The sequence below is a fragment of the uncultured Roseobacter sp. genome (assembly GCF_947501835.1).
Classification (GTDB): Bacteria; Pseudomonadota; Alphaproteobacteria; order Rhodobacterales; family Rhodobacteraceae; genus Roseobacter.
On record NZ_CANMXR010000004.1, the window covers coordinates 212,038 to 231,080 of the forward strand.

At 58.8% G+C, this 19,043-nt stretch carries 19 protein-coding genes; 8 read left to right on the plus strand and 11 right to left on the minus strand.

Features of this window, described 5'->3' with window-relative positions; genetic code table 11:
- Positions 1 to 38: 38 nt before the first annotated feature.
- Positions 39 to 968 carry an NAD-dependent epimerase/dehydratase family protein gene (locus Q1A20_RS10100; RefSeq protein ID WP_299916873.1) on the plus strand — a complete coding sequence of 310 codons (930 nt, stop codon included), beginning with the start codon at positions 39 to 41 and terminating at the stop codon, positions 966 to 968.
- Between the two features lie 87 nt (positions 969 to 1,055).
- Here the strand turns inward: Q1A20_RS10100 and Q1A20_RS10105 are convergent, their stop codons facing one another.
- The gene (locus Q1A20_RS10105) at positions 1,056 to 2,327 is read right to left on the minus strand and encodes a hypothetical protein (protein WP_299916874.1); all 1,272 of its coding nucleotides are present in this window, start codon (positions 2,325 to 2,327) and stop codon (positions 1,056 to 1,058) included.
- 470 nt (positions 2,328 to 2,797) lie between these two features.
- Between Q1A20_RS10105 and Q1A20_RS10110 the strand changes: the two genes are divergently transcribed.
- Positions 2,798 to 4,003 carry an MFS transporter gene (locus Q1A20_RS10110; protein WP_299916875.1) on the plus strand — a complete coding sequence of 402 codons (1,206 nt, stop codon included), beginning with the start codon at positions 2,798 to 2,800 and terminating at the stop codon, positions 4,001 to 4,003.
- Between the two features lie 314 nt (positions 4,004 to 4,317).
- On the opposite strand, the gene Q1A20_RS10115 is transcribed toward Q1A20_RS10110, so the two are convergent.
- Positions 4,318 to 5,058, minus strand: coding sequence for a bifunctional 2-polyprenyl-6-hydroxyphenol methylase/3-demethylubiquinol 3-O-methyltransferase UbiG (locus Q1A20_RS10115; RefSeq protein ID WP_299916876.1), 741 nt, complete (start codon positions 5,056 to 5,058; stop codon positions 4,318 to 4,320).
- Between the two features lie 225 nt (positions 5,059 to 5,283).
- Entirely contained in the window at positions 5,284 to 5,784 is a 501-nt protein-coding gene (locus Q1A20_RS10120; protein ID WP_299916877.1) for a MarR family transcriptional regulator, read from the minus strand.
- Positions 5,785 to 5,835: 51 nt separating this feature from the next.
- Between Q1A20_RS10120 and Q1A20_RS10125 the strand changes: the two genes are divergently transcribed.
- The 6 genes from Q1A20_RS10125 to Q1A20_RS10150 all read left to right on the plus strand — a co-directional run bounded on the left by Q1A20_RS10125 (position 5,836) and on the right by Q1A20_RS10150 (position 10,741).
- Positions 5,836 to 6,858 carry a YHYH protein gene (locus tag Q1A20_RS10125; protein WP_299916878.1) on the plus strand — a complete coding sequence of 341 codons (1,023 nt, stop codon included), beginning with the start codon at positions 5,836 to 5,838 and terminating at the stop codon, positions 6,856 to 6,858.
- Positions 6,859 to 6,876: 18 nt separating this feature from the next.
- Entirely contained in the window at positions 6,877 to 7,092 is a 216-nt protein-coding gene (locus Q1A20_RS10130) for a cytochrome b/b6 domain-containing protein (protein ID WP_299916879.1), read from the plus strand.
- Positions 7,093 to 7,255: 163 nt separating this feature from the next.
- A complete protein-coding gene (gene yghX / locus Q1A20_RS10135) occupies positions 7,256 to 8,143 on the plus strand; it encodes a YghX family hydrolase (RefSeq protein ID WP_299739995.1) in 888 nt (295 codons plus the stop codon).
- Between the two features lie 123 nt (positions 8,144 to 8,266).
- A complete protein-coding gene (locus Q1A20_RS10140) occupies positions 8,267 to 8,728 on the plus strand; it encodes a hypothetical protein (protein WP_299916880.1) in 462 nt (153 codons plus the stop codon).
- Position 8,729: 1 nt separating this feature from the next.
- Positions 8,730 to 9,389 (plus strand): response regulator transcription factor, encoded by a 660-nt coding sequence (locus Q1A20_RS10145; protein WP_299407165.1) that lies wholly within the window; start codon positions 8,730 to 8,732, stop codon positions 9,387 to 9,389.
- Positions 9,386 to 10,741 carry a HAMP domain-containing sensor histidine kinase gene (locus Q1A20_RS10150; protein WP_299916881.1) on the plus strand — a complete coding sequence of 452 codons (1,356 nt, stop codon included), beginning with the start codon at positions 9,386 to 9,388 and terminating at the stop codon, positions 10,739 to 10,741. The genes Q1A20_RS10145 and Q1A20_RS10150 overlap by 4 nt, the downstream gene beginning before the upstream one ends.
- A gap of 4 nt (positions 10,742 to 10,745) precedes the next feature.
- On the opposite strand, the gene Q1A20_RS10155 is transcribed toward Q1A20_RS10150, so the two are convergent.
- From Q1A20_RS10155 to Q1A20_RS10190, 8 genes are all read right to left on the minus strand, one after another.
- Entirely contained in the window at positions 10,746 to 11,750 is a 1,005-nt protein-coding gene (locus Q1A20_RS10155) for a hypothetical protein (RefSeq protein WP_299407171.1), read from the minus strand.
- Positions 11,751 to 12,190: 440 nt separating this feature from the next.
- Positions 12,191 to 13,153, minus strand: coding sequence for a YHYH protein (locus Q1A20_RS10160; RefSeq protein WP_299407174.1), 963 nt, complete (start codon positions 13,151 to 13,153; stop codon positions 12,191 to 12,193).
- 23 nt (positions 13,154 to 13,176) lie between these two features.
- Positions 13,177 to 13,818 carry a PEBP family protein gene (locus tag Q1A20_RS10165; RefSeq protein ID WP_299407177.1) on the minus strand — a complete coding sequence of 214 codons (642 nt, stop codon included), beginning with the start codon at positions 13,816 to 13,818 and terminating at the stop codon, positions 13,177 to 13,179.
- Positions 13,819 to 14,467: 649 nt separating this feature from the next.
- On the minus strand, positions 14,468 to 15,751 hold the full coding sequence (locus Q1A20_RS10170; RefSeq protein ID WP_298973026.1) for a TRAP transporter large permease: 1,284 nt from the start codon (positions 15,749 to 15,751) through the stop codon (positions 14,468 to 14,470).
- Between the two features lie 9 nt (positions 15,752 to 15,760).
- Positions 15,761 to 16,288 (minus strand): TRAP transporter small permease, encoded by a 528-nt coding sequence (locus Q1A20_RS10175; protein ID WP_299916882.1) that lies wholly within the window; start codon positions 16,286 to 16,288, stop codon positions 15,761 to 15,763.
- 75 nt (positions 16,289 to 16,363) lie between these two features.
- On the minus strand, positions 16,364 to 17,344 hold the full coding sequence (locus Q1A20_RS10180; RefSeq protein ID WP_299407183.1) for a TRAP transporter substrate-binding protein: 981 nt from the start codon (positions 17,342 to 17,344) through the stop codon (positions 16,364 to 16,366).
- 348 nt (positions 17,345 to 17,692) lie between these two features.
- Positions 17,693 to 18,208: a peroxiredoxin gene (locus Q1A20_RS10185; RefSeq protein WP_299916883.1), complete on the minus strand. Its 516-nt coding sequence runs from the start codon at positions 18,206 to 18,208 to the stop codon at positions 17,693 to 17,695.
- A 128-nt stretch (positions 18,209 to 18,336) separates the two neighbouring features.
- Positions 18,337 to 19,038 carry a GntR family transcriptional regulator gene (locus Q1A20_RS10190; RefSeq protein ID WP_299916884.1) on the minus strand — a complete coding sequence of 234 codons (702 nt, stop codon included), beginning with the start codon at positions 19,036 to 19,038 and terminating at the stop codon, positions 18,337 to 18,339.
- Positions 19,039 to 19,043 lie beyond the last annotated feature (5 nt).

Consider the following 19,043-nt stretch of genomic DNA (forward strand, 5'->3'; position numbering starts at 1 on the left):
GGGTGAGGGTGTTGCCCGATCCCGGGAGGCACGTTGAGATGCGGGTTCTGCTGATCGGCGGCGCGGGCTTTGTCGGATCCCACGTGACCGACAGGTTCCGTGCGGCGGACCATGATGTCGTTGTTCTGGCGCGGTCTCCAAACCGGTTCAACCCCTCACATGATGATGTGACCTATCACTCCGGGGATATGGCAGATGTCGAGACCTGTGATCAGGCGTTGAGCGGCGTTTCATGTGTGATCCATATGGCCGGTTCGACGGTGCCGGGAACCTCGGATCAGGACCCGGAGGCCGACATTCGGAACAACCTGTTGTCGCTGTTCCCGCTGCTGAAACGGATGAGACATCACCATGTGAGGAAGATGGTATATCTGTCCTCGGGCGGGGCGATCTATCAAGACAAACGCGGTGGGCCGAGCAGCGAGGCGGACCCGCTGGGCCCCCTGACATCCTACGGTGTAGTCAAGCTCGCGGTGGAAAACTATTTGCAGATCGAGGCCCGGCGCCATGGGCTGAATACTGTGATCCTGCGCCCATCTAACCTATATGGGCCGCGTCAGGGGCGGGTGGGCGTGCAAGGCCTTATCGGCACGCTGCTTTGGCGCGTTGCCCATAATCAACCGATCGAAATCTGGGGTGATGGCGAGATCCGCAGAGATTATCTCCATGTGCGCGACATCGCGGAGCTCTGCCTCCGGACTGTGGAGGCACAGGAAACCGGTATCTTCAATGCAGGAAGCGGCCTGTCGCATAGCGTGTCGGACATCATTGCAAAGGTGCGCCGTATTTCCGGGCGGAATTTCGATGTGATCCGCAAGCCCGCGCGCGCGGCGGATATCAAAACCAACGTGCTCTGTTGCGCCGCTGCCCGGGAGGTCTTTCACTGGACACCGGCGATTGACCTGGACGAAGGCATCGCGGACACGTGGAACTGGGTTCTTGGCAACAGCCGCGCAGCGCTGATCTGACACCCTTTGTGCGGGGTGAGGACCATGTTTTGCGACACCGATGCACTTGGCGATGCGGACCGCGCCGACCGTATCCGCGCTGTCGTGCTATGCAATCCCCAGCGCCTGGCTCACTTCCGACAGGATTTTTCGGCCCGCGGCGATCTCCCTGTCACGCGCTTCATCCTGATAAGACCGCAGTTCGTGTAGGCAAAGCGAAAGCGCGCGCAGGTATTCGCATAGCGCATGAAGTTCCATATCTTCCAGACATTGCCTTACGACGCCATCCCATGCAGCCAATAGCGCTGACAGCCTTTCCAGATCTCTACCGTGACCTACCTCAACAGCGTCGGCTATGTCATCAGGCGCTCGGCCGCACAGGTGATCGAGACGGGCCAAAAACGCATCCGCCGCCGCCACGGTCTCGGGCGAGGCGTCAAGGTCGATAGGCTGGCCTGGAGGCCGGGACAGCAGCAGCCATCGCAACTGCCGTGACGTGAAGCGTGACCTTATGCGGTCTGCTTTTTCCGGTGTCAGGTGTTCCGATACCGGATCCATCACATGGATCTTTGCCAGATCAATCTTCTCCTGACCGAATGCCCGGATACAGGCGAGAATGCGGTCGACATATGCAGCGTAGTCCGCCCGGAAAATGGTTACCAGCCCGTTGAAGCCGCGGTCCACTTTGTTCTTATGATAAAGCACGTCGCTCATGAAATACGTCCATGTCCCCATGGCCGTCGTGAGCGGACGGTCCTCCGTGTCGCCAAAACGGCGCGTGGCAAAAAGCGTCCGCGGTGGCTGTGTCGGTTCGGCCCCCGGGGCGTTCTCGACGGTGTAGGCGAGGCCGCGGTCCAGAAGCTGACGCAGCATGTCGGCGGGGCGCGGTGGGACCATCACCTGGCTTTCGTGGGTGAACACGTCGATTGTGATGCCGAAGTCGTGAAATTGTTTGCGGATGCTGGCCAGAGAAAAATCAACGGTGATCGCGCGGAGTTTGGGCAGCCAGACAGCTTCGGGCAGCTGGTCAAAATCTCCGCTGTGCTGGTCCTGAATGTGCCGGATCAATTCGGATGTGAACCTGGAAACCTCGACATGGGAAAGGTCCTCGCCGCCTGCCTTTTGAGCACACAGAAGCGCATAGACAGAACGGGCGAAGGCGTCTGCCTGTAGCCCTGAATCGTTGACGTAGAATTCCCGGGTTACCGACCAGCCGCAGCGCGCAAGAATGTTGGACAGCGCATCACCCGTGATCGCCGCGACGATATCCTGAAAATCCAAATCCCGATTGGGATCGGCTGAAACGAATTCGACATTTGCGAGGGCTTTCCCGGTCGCGACTTGCGGCCAGATCTCTGTGCGTTCGGTCAGGTCGATCATCCGATGGTTTTCGATCGGAGCTTTTGCGGTGATCCTGCGCCGCCGCACCGCACCCTGCGTCGATTGAAATGGATCGGGTTGATCATGAACGCTCCAAAGTCATCCTGTCGCTGGTGTTTTGCCACATCACAGCATTTGCGGAGGGCAATACCAGACCCGAAAACCTCATACAACATAGCGCGGCATGCGCGGCTGAGAACATTTCGTGATGCTTACTCCAAAGAAGACTACGACTGCAAAAAATGCAATCCGAAGGCGATATGATTGGTCTTTCTGGCAAAGAGACAATTCAAAGTGTCGGTACAGACCCAAATTCACCGACTTTTCCGGAAGGATACTGCGGTAAGCCTCTGAGCGCATCTTGGGTTCGGTGAGCGGGCCACACCCCGGTAGTTTGGGTCATTGGCGCCGTGTCCTACACGCCAACTCTTTTGACTTGCTTTGCCTGCGGGCCCGGTCGATAGGGTGATATGTTCAAGAACCGGGCCATTGTTTTCATTCTCATAACGCTGATGATCGATGCCATCGGAATCGGCATCGTGTTCCCCATCATGCCGGATTTGATGGACCGCGTGGGCGCGGGTGACACCGGGCAGGGCGCATTCTGGGGTGGGCTGCTCATGGCAGCCTACGCAGGAGCCCTGTTTTTGTGCGGCCCTATTGTCGGAAGCATTTCGGATGCGGTTGGACGCAGGCCAATACTGATTGCGGCGCTCGTCATGCTGGCATTGGATTATGTGGTCATGGCTTTGGCGGACAGTTTCTGGCTGCTCCTGCTCGGAAGGACACTCGCCGGTCTTGCAGGAGCGACCTACATTACCGCGACGGCCTATATTGCTGACATATCCTCCCCGCAAGAAAAAGCCGCGAATTTTGGTCTCATAGGGGCAGCATTCGGGATTGGCTTTGTCCTGGGCCCCGCCGTGGGCGGCATCGCGGCTGAAATAAGCATTGCGGCGCCCTTCTGGATTGCCGCGATCTTGTCGGCGGGCAACGCTCTGTTTGGATATTTCGTGCTGCCCGAGAGCCTGCCTCCGGACAAACGTCGCCCGTTTGGCAAGCGTGACCTCAACCCGTTCAAATCGATCTTGGATGCTTTCCGATTGCCGGGTCTTGCCGTGCCACTGCTGTGCATTTTCATCTTCGAATTTGCCAATATGGTTTACCCAACGCTCTGGGCTTTCTGGACCCGTGAAGTGTTCGATTGGCCGACCCTTTACATCGGGCTGTCGCTGGCAGCTTACGGTGTGTTGTTGGCATTGGTGCAAGGAGGGCTGATGCCGATCCTTATCACGTGGATCGGAGATTATCGTACGCTCATGCTGGGGATGATATCGGCGCTGATTGGTATGATCGGGTTCGGCTTTACGGGGTCGATTGCGGCTCTGGTTGTCTTCCTGATGCTTGCGGCGCTCTCTGATCTTGTGCCTGCGCTGATTACAGCTATGGCGTCAAACCAGGCGGATGAAGACCGGCAAGGCGTTGTACAGGGCGTCATTGCGTCGCTGTCATCCGTTGCCGCAATCTTGTCGCCTCTGGTAATGACCTGGCTGTTTCAGAAATCCGTCGATGTGGAGGGTATCTATTTACCGGGCGCGCCTTTTCTTTTTGCGGCCTTTCTTGTTTTCGCGATGATCCCTTTGGTGATCCGCCTGCGTGGGCATGCCGCCGTCTAGGATCGATTTGGCGAAACAACCTGTCCACTGGCTGAAGCTTCGGAACTAACGATGCCGGAGCTGCCATCAACATTTGGGTGTAGATTGCGGCTGTGTCGCAACCACTTTTGTGTATCAGGGGGCCGTCAGTATGGTTGTGTGTCCGGCCTGTTTGCGCCGTCGCAAATTGCATCTGGCTTTGATGGACGCCCCAATCAAATCTCAGTCGCCCTGGTGAAATCCTTTGGCAGCATAGAACAGGCTTCATTCAATAGGCCTCGGATCATGTTCGCAATCTGTATGGCCTGCCGAACCCTTAGAACAAACCATGTTAGCTATTCGTCTTTGTCCATTCTAAAGATAATCTCCGGGCTGTTTGCCTGAAAGGCAGCACCCGTCCAGTCTCCGCAAACCGAACCAATGCAAAGTCCGCCTGCGCGTCCGAGGTCTTCAATGCGATCCAGCGTCAGAAAGCGAAGGGTGCTCAACGACGACAGAGGATGATCTTTGTCGCTGAACTCATATGTCTCTTTGAACGAGACGTATTCGCCATCGACGTTCAAGACTTCCTGTACGACCTTTAAAGATCGACCCTCGCCGAGCGCCATCGGAGGTCTTGCTTTCTTAGGTGTCCAGCGGGTCCAGGCCTTGGCGGCGGGATTGCGTGTTTCAAACCAAAACGATGCTCCGGCGTTGATGCGCGCGGCCACCGCCTGGAAGAGCGCAATGATATCATCATCTTCCAAGAGGCATTGAAATGCATGCCCTGTCATGATGCTAACATCGAAGCGCGGTTCGGGCGCTAAATCCGAAACATATCCCGTGACCCATCTCACGTGCTGCGCCGCATCTTTCGCGCGCGCTGCGGCAATCATTTGTGGCGCTGGATCAACGGCCGTCACGGAATACCCACGTTTCGACAGCTCAAGAGCAAATGTTCCAGTGCCACATCCAATGTCGAGAACAGTGCAAGGCTGACTTGGAAATTGGCTGAGATAGAAATCAAAGTCATCGCGTGAAGCATTCAATGCATCGTAGACTTCTACAAGCGCACGATTTTCGTAGAGCTGGTCCATGCGTCCTTATGCAACTGATCTTGAGCAGGGGCAAACAGCGTTTCGGCAGGGTTGCCTGACAAGAAAACACCACGGCTGATATGCGACGCGACGTCCAACCTCTTATCGTGAACCTACCAACTGTGAACTGCGCTGCTATAAACCAAAAAGTCGCGCGCAAGACCTGCGAAATGCCGGAAAGCCAGATTAATTTCTTCTTTCAACATCCGGCACTGAAAGTCCAACTCAGGTTAAAGCATCAGTTCTCTCGGAGCTGACGTCCGCCTTGGGTTTTTCCCGTTTCGCTCGGCGTGCCCGCGGGGTTCGCCCGCCGAGCGCATCACGCAGGTCATGAGCAAGATCGGCAAGCGTTGCGGCTTTCTCGGCCCCAATCGCCTGTTGCACAATACCGTCAACCGCATGCCAGGCTGCGCGCACGTCCTTGAGAAGCCGGATTCCGCTGTCTGACAGTCGCAGGATGTTGCTGCGTCGTTCGTTGGGATCCTGGCGCCGCTCGATGACCCCAGCAGCCAAGAGGCGCATTGTCATCGTGCTCATGCTGGCGGCTGTGATGTTGCACTCTTCCGCCAATTCGACCTGCGACGATGGCCCCATGCGGTCGAGCGCGTCGAGAACGCGGGCCTGGCCGGGGCCGAGACCCAGAGGGCGCAGTTCGCGGCGTACCGTGTCTTCGACCAAAGCGGCGGAATGCAGCAGGAAATGGAGATTGGCTTCTTTGCGGGACATAGAAATATTAGTAAGCTAACTTAGAATCGCAGGCAAGCACAAAGCAGAAACATGATGATATTCGAGGTATTCCCGAGGTTTGGCACACAAAACCTGGCTAAATACGGTCTCTTTCTCGCGTTGGTTTGCCTGTCTTCGACCGCCATTCCGGAAGACAGCGATGCGCGTTTGGAAAAAATTGCGCAGGTCTTTGCCGACGCCACAATCGTATCCGGCCCGACGCGTGTTGAGTGCACGCTAAGTGGTGGGACAGAAACGACCTGTTTCTCCATTACCGTTTCAGATGACCCCAAGACATATACTCCGGGCCCGTGGTGCCCCCGCAGCATAGAGGATGCTGCTGACGCGGGCGGTATCTGGTTGCACGACGGCAAAGTTCACGATGTCGATGGCAGCTTCATCGAAGGCCTGGCCGAATTCTACGGCGATACCAAGTGGCAGCTCTTCGACCCTGAGACGGGGGCGGTCCGTTTCACCGGTACGCTCGCGGCCTGCGAAGCAGCGGCGCGCCCGGATGTCGATCCGGATTATCAGAACCATTGTGTCGAATGCCTGCCGGAATACGTGCCAGATGAGGCCACGACCACCTATGTCATACCGCTTGAGCCCGGGGCACCCGAGGGTGCGTTTCCGACGCGGATGTCTGGATCGGGCGTTGCCTATAACGGCGTGCGCTTGGATGGCCCGGCGCCTTTGGACGCGATCCTAAGTGCCTACACGCTCGCCCCATTCGATGATTGTGGCGGCCACGTGAACCTGCACGTTGGGTATCACTACCACGCCGTCACCGATTGTCTGAACGATGGTCCCGAAGCGAGCCTACCGGCGCATGGCGCCCAGGTCGGGATCGCGATGGATGGCCATCCGATCCTCACGCATCTGATGGCCGATGGGTCGGAGCCAGCTGACTTGGACCGCTGCAATGGTCATGTCGGTGAGGACGGCACTTATCACTACCATGCGGGCGCGGCCGGATCGAATGCCATTCTGGGATGCCTGCGGTCGGAAGCGGGCTGCACTCTGAACGATCCTGATGCCATCTGCGACGCCACCGCGCGCCGCCCGCGTCCCTAGCAGAGGCAACCCGCGCATATGCAATACGATCTCATCTCCCGCCCGAACCACTGGATCATCGCGATCAGCATGATTGGAACGCTGCTCTTTGGTCTCTACCACGCATATGGCGGGCTGAAGCGTGAGGCGTGGGGCCCGCTGATCGGCATCCATCGGTCGGTCGGCATTCTGGTTCTGATCTATGGTGCCTGGCGGGTCGCTTGGCGCATGATTTCGGGGCGATCACCGCCTTGAGACGGGGCACTGCCGAACATCTTGGCGGCGTCGGTCGGACAGTGAATAATCGATCTGGGGCCAGCGTGTATCCTCAAAAACGCTAGTGATCCCGCCACAGCTTAACCAAAACGAGACAAACCATTAATCCAGCAACGACAACCAGATATCAGGGAGAACTGCGATGAACCGCATGACAGCTAAAGATTTCGACCAAGAACTCTTGGATCTTTACGATTTTTACGCCCATGGAAAAATCACCAAGCGCGAGTTTCTGGACCGCGCAGGCAAGTTTGCCGTTGGTGGTGTGACAGCTGCGGCTTTGCTCAATATGCTCAGTCCGAATTATGCGATGGCCGAACAGGTGTCGTTCAACGATCCCGACATTCACGCCGACTACATCATGTATCCGTCGCCCAATGGCACGGGGGATGTCCGTGGCTATCTGGTGCGCCCTGCGGAGGTCGAGGGGCCCCTGCCGGCGGTTCTGGTCATTCACGAAAATCGGGGCCTGAACCCTTACATCGAAGATGTTGCGCGCCGTTTGGCGAAGGCGGGTTTCATGGCGCTGGCCCCGGATGGGCTGACGTCCGTTGGCGGTTATCCAGGCAATGATGCGGACGGTCGCGAGCTGCAGCGGACGGTTGACGGCGTCGCACTGATGAACGACTTCTTCGCGGGGTTCGAACACCTGCTGACGCGCGCGGATAGCACGGGTCGCGTTGGTGCGGTTGGCTTTTGCTATGGCGGCGGCGTGGTCGGCGCCATCGCTGTCGCATACCCGGAACTGGCGGCAGGTGTCCCTTTCTATGGGCGGCAGCCCGCAACAGAAGACGTACCCAAAATCGAGGCCCCGCTGCTGATCCAGATGGGGGAGCTTGATGAGCGCATCAACGCGGGTTGGCCTGATTTTGAGGCAGCGTTGCAAGCGAACGACAAGGTGTATGAGGCCTACATCTATGAGGGCGCAAACCACGGATTCCATAACGACAGCACGCCACGCTACGACGAAGCCAAGGCCGAGCTGGCCTGGGAACGGACGGTCGGCTGGTTCAATACCTATCTGTCCTAGGGTCAGTGCGGCATTTGGGCGGCCGCCATGGCGGACTGCTTCGTCGCATGTGCTGATCCGCCTTGCGGTTGCGGCTGCCCAGATTTGCGCCATCTCGCCCGCGTCGGCACAGGAGGTCACCCGATGCATCGCGCGGCGGTCATCGTTTCCGTGCTCTTGGTGACCGGCACTGTCGTCACTCCACAGGACATCCGTGGCGCTGATGATCTCCCCACCCAAGGGGATTTCGAAGCCGCCCTTGCCGCCGCGAGGAAAGTTGTCCCCGAAAGCTTGATGATTGACGCCCGTCTGATCGAACGTGGCGGCAGCCTCATCTACGAAATTCTGTTCATGGGCGCCGACGGTGATTTGCACACGGTGCAGGTCGATGCGGCGCAGTCGCAAATTGTGAACCACTTCGACTCCGGTGAACCTGGCGCTTTGGAGCGGGACGAGGGTCGGAGAGAGAGACCTGCGTCTGAGGGTAAAAGCCACGACCCGCGCCCCTCACACGGGCCAGGTCCTGACAAAGGGGAGAGGCGCGGCGCTTCCGGGCCGCAGGGCGACGGGGCGCGCGGCGATGGGCCTCCCGGCAAGGGGAACTGACATGCGCCTGCTGCTGATCGAAGATGAGCGCCGCGTCGCGGTTCAGATCGTTGAGGCGCTGGAAGCAGAGCGGTTCACGGTCGATACCGCCAGCGATGGCGAAGACGGGTATCACCTTGGTGCGACCGAGATTTACCGCGCCATCGTGCTTGATCTTTCGCTACCGCGCCTCGATGGCGTGTCAGTGCTGCGCGCCTGGAGAAGAGAGGGACTGGCAACGCCGGTGCTGCTGCTCACCGCACGCAACCGCTGGCAGGATCGTGTCGAGGGGTTGAACTCGGGCGGTGATGACTATCTTGGCAAGCCCTTTCGCATGGAGGAACTGATTGCGCGCATAAACGCTCTGATACGGCGCGCGGGCGGTGCCGCGTCGCCGGTCGCCAGCGTGGGGGCGATCACGCTGGACCCACAAGCACGGCGCGTAACGCGGGACGGGCGCGCCGTCACCCTGACAGCGCATGAATACAAGGTCTTCGCAACACTGATCCAGGCGCCCGACACGGTTCATTCCAAAGCGGATCTGGCCGAAATCGTCTATGGCCTGCATGATGAGCGCGACAGCAACACAATTGAGGTTTTTGTTGCGCGCCTGCGCCGCAAGCTTGGCCCTGCGTCAATAGAGACGGTGCGCGGCCTTGGCTATCGTCTTGGTCCGGCATGAGGCTGCGCTCGTTGCGCCTGCGTGTGTTGATCAGCGCCACGCTTTGGATTGCGCTGTCGCTCGGCATCGGCGGCTACGCGATCCTGACGGTTTTCGAAAAAGCGACGCTGCGCCAATTTGATCAACGGTTGCAGGAAGAACTGGCGGTGCTTCGGGTCGCGGTTGCGACGGAACCACAGGATCCGACCCTTCGTATGACCTCCCCATCGTTTTCGCGTGTCTATTCCGGGCTCTATTTTCAGGCAGAAACAGAAGGGTTTACCGTCGCCTCGCGATCCCTGTGGGACAGGCATCTGCCCCTTGGGGCACCAGGGGCGATACCTGAACAACAGCTGGTCAGCGGCCCCGATGGTCAACAATTGCGGCTTTTGAGCCAAAGCGTGCGCGTGAACGACGGGCCGCGTTGGCGGCTAGGAGTTGCGGCGGACCTCGCCAGCATGGAGACGCTGGTGGCCTCTTTCAGGCGCAGTCTTTCGTTTGGCCTCTGCGCATTTGGTGTCTCGCTGATCGTTGCCGCAGCCTTGATGCTTAACGCTGCCCTTGGTCCGCTCAAGCGACTGCATGAAGCTGTCGTCCGGCTGTCGCACACGGATGCGCGTCCCGCGCCCGATGTATTCCCAATCGAAGTGGCCCCCCTCGTGCGCGACCTCGACCGGCTCATCGAGCGCAACCGCCGCCAGCGTGATCGGGGCCGGTTGCAGGCCGCTGGCCTGGCCCACGCGCTGAAAACGCCCACAACCGTGCTGTCGGGCGAAATCCAACGCGCGGCGCAAGGTCGTCCGCTGGATCTCAATGCGGCCGAAGATGCTCTGGCGCGTCTGAAAGAGGCAACAGCGTTGCATCTTGACCATGCTGCGACGGGTCCCGAGGCGATGCTGCCCGGAGAGCGTGTCGACGTGATGGCAACGCTTGATGATCTGGTTAGGGCGGTCGGGCGGCTTTATCCCCACATCAGATTTGACGTTAAGGGCCCGCACCAGATGGGCCTCGCCGTGACGCTGCCCGATCTTCAGGAGATGCTGGGCAATTTGATCGAAAACGCCGCGTATTGGGCGCAGGGTCACGTGCATGTGACACTCGAAGCCGAGGGGGAGGCTGTGATCCTCATCGTGGAGGATGATGGCCCCGGCGTGCCCTTGCTTGATCGTGCGCGGGTTTTCGACCGCGGGGTGCGGCTCGATCCAGACCGGGGCGGGTCAGGGCTTGGCATGACGATCGCGCGCGATGTGGCAAATCTTTACGGCGGCTCAATCCGGCTCGATACGGCGGGGCTTGGCGGTCTGCGCGTCATCCTACGATTGCCTTTCGACGCCGGAGAGCACGGACCAGCGACCAACTGCGCTGGTCCATGAAGTGTCAAGCGATGAGCAGCAGGGAGGACAGGTCCTCCTCGACGACATCGGCAAGCAGGACCTCGCTATCGCCATAGCTCAGCGTTGTGTCCGTATCGTCGGTCACAACATCAATGTCGCTTGCGTCAATGCCACTGAACGAAAGCGCATCCACACCGACGACGAAATCGGTCACAATGTCGGCGCCGTCCCCTTCCACAAATTCGAAGACATCCGCGCCTCTGCCACCCGCCAGCACATCATCCTCCGTCCCACCGTTGATGGTGTCGTCGCCACCGCCACCGTCAATCGTGTCTGCGCCCGCAGCCCCGGTCAGCAGATTCGCCTGACGGCTGCCCACAATCTGATCGTCATTGTTGCTGCCAAGCACATCCACAAAGTTCTCCAGTGTCAGCGAGAACGAGTCGCCCACCGAAAAGCCGCCTGTCTCCACGACGATGGTTCCGGTATAGGCGCCGGTGGAAAGGTTCACATCCGTGGCGACTGCCCCCTGGACAGATGTGGAATCCACCACATTTCGCTCACCCTTGTCGCCGATCACGGTTTCGACAACTTCGATTGTGCCCGCCGCAACGTCGAAAATACCAACGGAGTCCGTGCCAAGGTCGCCCTTGTCCACCCCGCCCGGTGATCCGATTGAGATGGGCGCATCGAGATCGGAATAGTCTGCGGTATCCAGACCATCGCCGCCCACGAAGGCGTCGTTCCCGGCGGAGCCGATGAAGGTGTCATCGCCCTCGCTGCCAACCAGCGTATTGTCGCCCTCTGTCCCTACGATCTTGATGGTATCATCGTCTGGCACCTCGACCTCGACGGTTTCGTCGGTAGATCCGTCGCCATCCGTGTCGATGTCTGCGGTCACGAGGCCATCGCCATCCGGATCGCTGAGGTCCAGATCGACGTCGCTCGTCCCGGCGAGATCCTCAAGATCAATCGTATCGCTGTTGCGGTTATTGCCCTGCCCCGCGCCGCCATTCCCACCGGAGTTTCCTTGTGTGTTCGCTTGCATTGTCGTCGTCCTTTCCGATTTTTGAAACGATCTGCCTCGGCGCCCCTGATCGCTAAAAGGATCGGGGTCAGTTGGTTGATCGTGCCACGCTGATGCGGGCAAGAGGGCTATGACAGGTCCGACGTGAAGCGGCGCTGAACACCGCATTCATCCGACGTTCAGCTTGGGGATTCTGCGTTGCTGCGGGCGCGTTTTTGCCGATGACACCCGCGGTGCGGTGCCACGTCATGTCATCGCAATCTAATCCAGGGAAGATTGGAGCAAGATCAGGAGCGCCTGCAGGGGCGGCGCAAGCAATCTATGCCTGCACGCGCGATGCTCGTTTGCTATGATCTATATGTTGGACGGGCCAGCGGATAAGGTGTGGCGCGGCGACGGGCAGCTTTGCCAGGCAGAGCGCGGATGGCCGCGAAGCGTTTCTCCCCTAGATAAAAGTCGAGCTATCGGCAGAATTCGCCGCTCATCTCCTCGCCGCCGTTGGTCACGGTCCGCGTCTCGAAATCATAGCACCCGGGTCGGTCCGAGGGCGCATAGCGAATGTAGTAAGCCGCACCCTGATAGCGGTAGTCCATGCTGCGGTTGCCATCTGCGTCTTGCGTGAAGGTGAGATCTTCCACCCCACCCCGCGGCGGTCGTCCGGGTGCCACGCCGCCGCCATCGGTGGCAGAGAGCGGTCGGACGCGGGGCAGATTATCAAAGTGCGGCACAGCGCCCATCAGGCACTGCACGATATAAGGGGCGTCAGCTGAGGTATGATAGCGGTAGCCAAAGAGGGCGTCGGGCTGCCCGTTGCAGACGTCAAGATCGCCCGCCGCAATCTCGGAGCCATCGGGATTGGCGGCGCCATAGATCGGAAAACCGTCGAAGGCCCAGCCGATGATCGCGGCATCGCCCGCATTCTCCATCTGCGCGATCATGCAGGTGGGTGTCGCATGGTAGTGGTAATCATCGCCGCGACCGGCGTGGCCCCCACAGACGTCCAACTGACCGGTCTGAACCGTGTCATGCCGTGCCTGATGGTGCGCAAGATCTGCCGCGCTCATCTCGCCACCCGCCGTATAGTCATAGATCGGGACCCCATTCACGGCGACCCCCAGGGCCGCATCACGGGTCAGCGGGGTGGTCCCGAGGGTCGGTGACAGGATGATCGGCGCGGCGTATTCCGCGGGAACGGGCACCTGTTCGTTCGTGCCTTCAATCCCGGTCATCAAATCATGGTCGGGGTAGGTGTCGGACTGAATGATCGCGTGGGTATCCGTGCAGGTGACAGTGACCTCCGCATCGAAACCCGCCTCGGCAACGGAGGCAGCCACGGCGGCGCAGTGATCTTCGTGACCGAGCGCAAAAGAGGGCAGGGTAATGGCAAGCAGCGAAATGATCGCCAGCACGGCGGAAGAGGTCATGCGAAAAGCTCCCGTTTGCGCTGTCATTCGACCGTCAGCCGGCAAAGGACAGTATTGCTTTGCTCAAGATCGGGCCCCCAGATGAGTTCGGCGTCGTTCACCCATCGAATGCGGTCATAGCCATCCTTCGGATCAACCGCATGTTCGGAATAGGCGCTGGCCTGCGGCCAGTCGGAGGCATCAAACCCAGGCTGATCCCACCCCTCCGGCGCCTCCATCGCTTCGAAAGCGCAGACACCTTGGCCCGCGACAGGGTCCGCCTCGCGCTCGCAGGATTTATCAAGTGGTGCCGTGTGCGTGACCCTGCATTGCCAATCGGTGTTGCTGACGGCGACCGTCTGGCCGGTGGCATCGGTGATTTGGAGAATGACACCGCCGTCCCCCATTTGCTGACGCCGCGAACCGATGTATTCGAGGCCGGTGTCGTTTTCCTTGAAATCTTTCGCAACCAGACCGATCACAAAGGGCCGTTCAGCCTCAAACGTGAAGCTTTCGGCATTGAACGACCGCTCGGTGGTGATGGGCACGCTGTCTTCGGCGACCTGCGCGCCATTGATGCGCATCTCGAACCAGTTATCCGCCCAGACATCAGCCGAAAAGGTCTCGGCAGAGAAGGCGGTGCCGGATACGGTCAGGAGGATGAGTGCGGAGACGACGCTTTTCACTGGGTGACCCTTTCACATGGCTTCAGCTATAGAACGTGCTTGATCCCGGTTTCCGTCGCGAGAAACACATGTTTCTTTGTTTTTCTGATCTGCTTGACCTGTGCGTCGTCGTCTGTGCGATTTGCAGCCAACGAAATCAGCAGATCTGGTGAAATTTCCATATACAGCGGAATAGAACTGATCTCTCTCTCCCTGAGTGGTTCATCTTTGGACGAACAACACGACCTCTCGCCGATTTGAGCGAAAGTCTCTGGCCTGTGGTGACGGACCGGCTGCTTTGTACAGGTGGAGCTTCGGGGGCTGGTTAATACAATTGCGCCACCGCAGGTCTCACAAATGCCGATACTGGAGAAAGACTCTGGAAGGTGCTGAGGTCCTGTTTAGCGGTAGAATATCGCTCTCCATTCTATCGCTTTAGGCGCGTTTTGCGGATTCTAGCAGAGTAAGCGTGAAAATCTTCCAGCCATTTCTGCGCGAGGTGCTTTTACGGCTGTCGATCGGTCTCGCTGATCCACTAATCAATTCCGCTTACGGATAGTCAATCCTTAGACCCAACAGCGCTGTGACGCGAAACCCCGCACCGCATGTTAGGAAATTGCGAGCCGCCTGCACCACTAGGTCCATCGTTGAAAATAGGGCGTCTGAACAATCATCCGCCGATCAGCTGGGGCAATGTGAGCGAAATGGCCGGTACGAAGGTAATCAACATGAGCGCGATAAAGATTGCGATGTAGAACGGCCAGATCGTCCGAACGGCCTTTTCCATCGGTAGTTTCCCGACGGCGCAGCCCACGAACAGGCATGAACCAACCGGCGGGGTGCATAGCCCAAGGCCCAGATTGACCAATAGGATCATTCCGAATTGCAGCGGATCAATGCCAAGACTGTTGGCGACAGGCAGGAAGATCGGCGTGCAGATCAGGATCAGGGCGGCCATATCCATGATCATCCCCAGCACCAGCAGCACGAGGTTGATCATCAGCAGGATCAGAATGGGGTTTTCGGTGAGCCCTGTCAGCAGATCGACCGTTTTGTTAGGGACCCGGTAGAAGGTCAGCATATAGGCAAAGGCCCCCGCACAGGCGATCAGGATCATCACCATTGCCGTTGTCTTCACGGCCTGGGCGACCGCCAGGCGGAATTTGTCCCAAGTGATCGAGCGATAGACCAGAAGGGTAACAACAAAGGCATAGATCGCCCCGAAGGCACCGGATTCAGTGACCGTGAATACACCCGACAGCACGCCGCCCACGATAATAACCGCTGTCAAGAGGCCGGGGATCGCACCAAAAAACGCCAGCGCCAGAGCGGTCCAGCCGGGGAATGGTTCAGCCTGATAGCCACGTTTCACGGCGACGAGATAGGCCGCCAGAGCGAGGCACAGACACATCAGAATGCCCGGGACCACGCCCGCCAGAAACAGCTTGGAGATCGAAATGCCACCGCCCGCGGCGATGGCGAAAATGATCATATTGTGGCTTGGCGGAATGATGATGCCGGCGATGGAGGACGTGACGGTGACGTTAACAGCGTAATCCGCATCATACCCCTTTTCCTTCATCACCGGGACGAGGATCGAGCCGAGTGCTGAAATATCTGCGATTGCCGAGCCAGAGATGCCGCCAAAGAGCATGGACGAGAAGACATTGACGATCCCGAGCCCGCCGCGCACCGCACCGACAGCCGCAGATGCGAACCTGACCAGCCGCATGGCGATGCCACCGTGAAACATCAACTCACCGGCAAAGATGAAGAAGGGGATGGCCATGAGGGCAAAGACGTTGATGCCGCTCACAATCCGCTGAAAACCGATCATCAGCGGCAAGCCTTCGTACCAGAAGGCTGCAATGGCGGAGATGCCAAGGGCGAAAGCAACAGGCGTACCAATCACGACACACAGCGCGAATGCCCCCAGAAGAACCAAAATTCCCACGGTATATCCCTATTCAATACTGTCGCTGCGGTCGTCGACACCCGAAAACAAACGGATGAGGTGACCAATGGAAAAAAGGAGTATTAGCCCACCACCAATCGTCAGGGGCAGCGAACGAAGCCCCTCGGGCAGTTGGATCAGAGGGATCAGGGATCCCCATTTGAAAATCGTAAGCTGCGCGCCATACCACAGCATAAGCCCGCCGAAGACAGCCATTATGACATCGGAAACAACGACAAAGACGGCGCGCACGCGCGGTGCAACGGCACTGCGCAGCACGGACACCGAAAGATGCGTGTTTTCATGCACGCCAACCGCCGCACCGAGAAAGGCGATGAGCATCACAAGGAGCAGGGCAACCTGTTCAACCCACGTCGGCGTTGCGTTCAAGACGTAGCGGCCAAACACCAGCCAGCCGAAAATGACCGTCAGAACAACCAGTGCGATCCCTGTCAGAATGCGGCAAATAAGGGCGAGCATATCGAGGGTTGCCGTCATGCGGCGGATCGTCGGGGGAGTATGGGGCGCATCGCTCATCGGTATTCTCCGGCAAAAAGCGCCCGGCTCCAAGGATCGGGAGCCGGGCGTTCTCAAGTCAATTCAGATCGCACGTCAGTCCGTTGCCTGAATAAGCTCCACAAGTGGGCGCAGGTCCGGGTTCGTGGCGAAATAGGCCTCATAAACCGGGGCCATCGCGGCCTGGAACGGCGCCTTGTCGGAGACTTCATTCACGACCACACCTGCAGCTTCAACGGCCTTGCGGCTTGCCGCTTCGCGTTCTGCCCAAAGATCCCGCTGCATCAGTGCTGACTCTTGTGCAGCCTCTTTGACTGCGGCCTGCATTTCAGCCGAGAGCGCATTGTACGTATCTGTGTTGATGCAGATGCATTCCGGAATGATCAGGTGCTGGGACAGCGAATAGTAGCCTGCAACCTCAAAGTGACCGGTGGATTCGTAGGAGGGCCAGTTGTTCTCTGCGCCATCCACAACGCCCGTTTTCAGCGCCTGATAGACTTCGGCAAATGCCATGGGTGAGGGGTTGCCGCCCAATTCGGCGATCATGCCGGTAAAGAGGTCGTTGTTCATGACGCGAACCTTCATGCCCTCGACATCCGCAGGCGTGTTAATCGCTTTCTCTCCGTTGTAAAACGACCGTGCGCCCGCGTCATACCATGCCAGGGGGAGCAACCCTTTTTCGGCCATGCCCGCTGCAATCGCGGCACCGCCTTCACTGTCGAGCACACGGAACATGTGCGGGACGTCTTTGAAAACAAAGGGTAACGAGACAACATTGGCTGCCGCTGCGATCGGTCCGATCGGACCCAGGTTGAAATTGCCGACCTCAAGGCCGCCCAGGCGCACCTGCTCGACCGCGTCAGGCTGGCTGCCCAATGTGCCGCCGTGGAACATTTGCAGTGTGATCTCGCCACCGGTTTTTTCGGCAACCAATTCGGCGAATTTATCCATGGCCACGGTGTTGGGATACCCGTCCACGTGGATATTCCAGCCCCGCCAGTTCTCGGCGCTGGCGGCGCTTCCCAGTACGGCCAGGGCCAAGGCCCCGATCAGTGATTTGGATAGTGTGTTGAACATGATGTCCTCCCTTTCGTTTTGAACTTTCTTTCACCCACCGACAGGCGCTTTGCGCCAAACAAAGGCGCGCTGTGCACTGCAGCCTCCTTTGGCAGGCTTCGTTTCTTCAACATCAAAGGAAGACTAGTATACCAGAATTGTCAACTGTGAATACCGTGTACCCCGCGCGCGTCAGAGATCGTGCCTGTTTTCGCTGGACAAATTGGGCGAAACTTCACCTTGCGCGAGCGTTCGCCGCGACAGAAACTCATACCGGCTGCGTGCAGGCGCAAAAATAAAACCGCTCAGCGGCCATTCTGCGCCAATGGGCACGACGGGCCCTGTTTTGGTCGCCCGGCGGGCGCGGGGCTAGGCGGTTCCCCGGACGGGCCGATTGTTGTCGATGTTAAAGATCATCCCGTCCAAAAGCTCTTCCAGATCCGGGCGCGCGGCGGGGCCATTGGAAATATCAACCAGCATCAGCGTGCCGTCGGGTGTGAGGCCGAAGGCGCCTGGTTCGGCAAACCTGTCCGATGTCTCCGCTTCGGACAAAGGATCGGATACGTACAGCCCCAGCGACCGCATTTGCGTTTCCGTCAAACCGAAACACAGATCGAAATCCCATCCGAATTCTTCTTTATCCGCAACGGCTTTCTCGGCGGTATCCGCAGAGACCACCACCACGTCCATTTTGGCCGTCCAGGCGGGCAGGGCGTCATTCAGCTTGTTCAGAAACCGCTTGCAGCGCGGGCAGTGCCGACCACGGTAGACAAACAGCATTGTCCAGCGATCCTTGGGCTGCCCGACAGTGATTGTGCCGCCATGGGTCGCGGCAAAGCTGAGTTCACCGACAGGGGCGCCGACGCGGGGTTTGGTATGGGTCATTCGATGTCCTCTGATAGGTTTTGGCCGCATGCATGTGTTTAGGATGGGGTGCGGTATGGTCTCGGCCAAATCACGGGCCGGTCGAAATGGCACACGGTGTCCCGAGTGCGGTGTGCGCGCTTGTCGTGTTAAGTGCCTCGAACCTGTTCGCGTTCGAAGTAGTTCGCATTCGTGACCGAAATCTGCTCGATTGTATCATCAAGGCGAGACAGGTGCCGCATGCCGCTCTCGACAGCGCCTTCGGGTTCATGCGTTTTAACCGCCTCAGCAATATCTCGATGGTCCGCAACGAGCTCTGGCATCCGATCACCTTTTGACAGGCTCAGAATACACAGGCGGTCCACCTTGGACTTTTCGGCCATGATCACGTCGAAGGCAAAATCCGCCTGGGCAATATGGCACAGAACCTTGTGAAACTCGTAATCCAGAGCGCCAAACCTATCGACGTCATTGTCCTCTATTGCCCGATCCTGTGCCGCGAGTGCGGCGTCAAGTTCTGCTGCACCGCTTGCGTCGCAATATTGCGCGGCGCGCCGCAGGACTTCCCGCTCGACTGCGGCGCGCACGAAACGCGATTTGGCGATCTCCCGGGAGGAAAACCTCTTCACTTCGGTGGCGCGTTGCGGGCGGATCAGCAAGAGATCAAGCGTGGCAAGCCGGTTGAACGCGTCCCGCACGGGCTGCCGGGACACGCCGAATTGGGCGGCGATGTCGGCCTCGGAGATTTTATCACCGGGTCTTAGACGGAGCGACAGGATTTCCTGGTGAAGATGGTCAAAGATGTCATCGACACTTGTGCGCCGCTCGCCGAGTTGTGTTGCCTGAGCCATTGCAT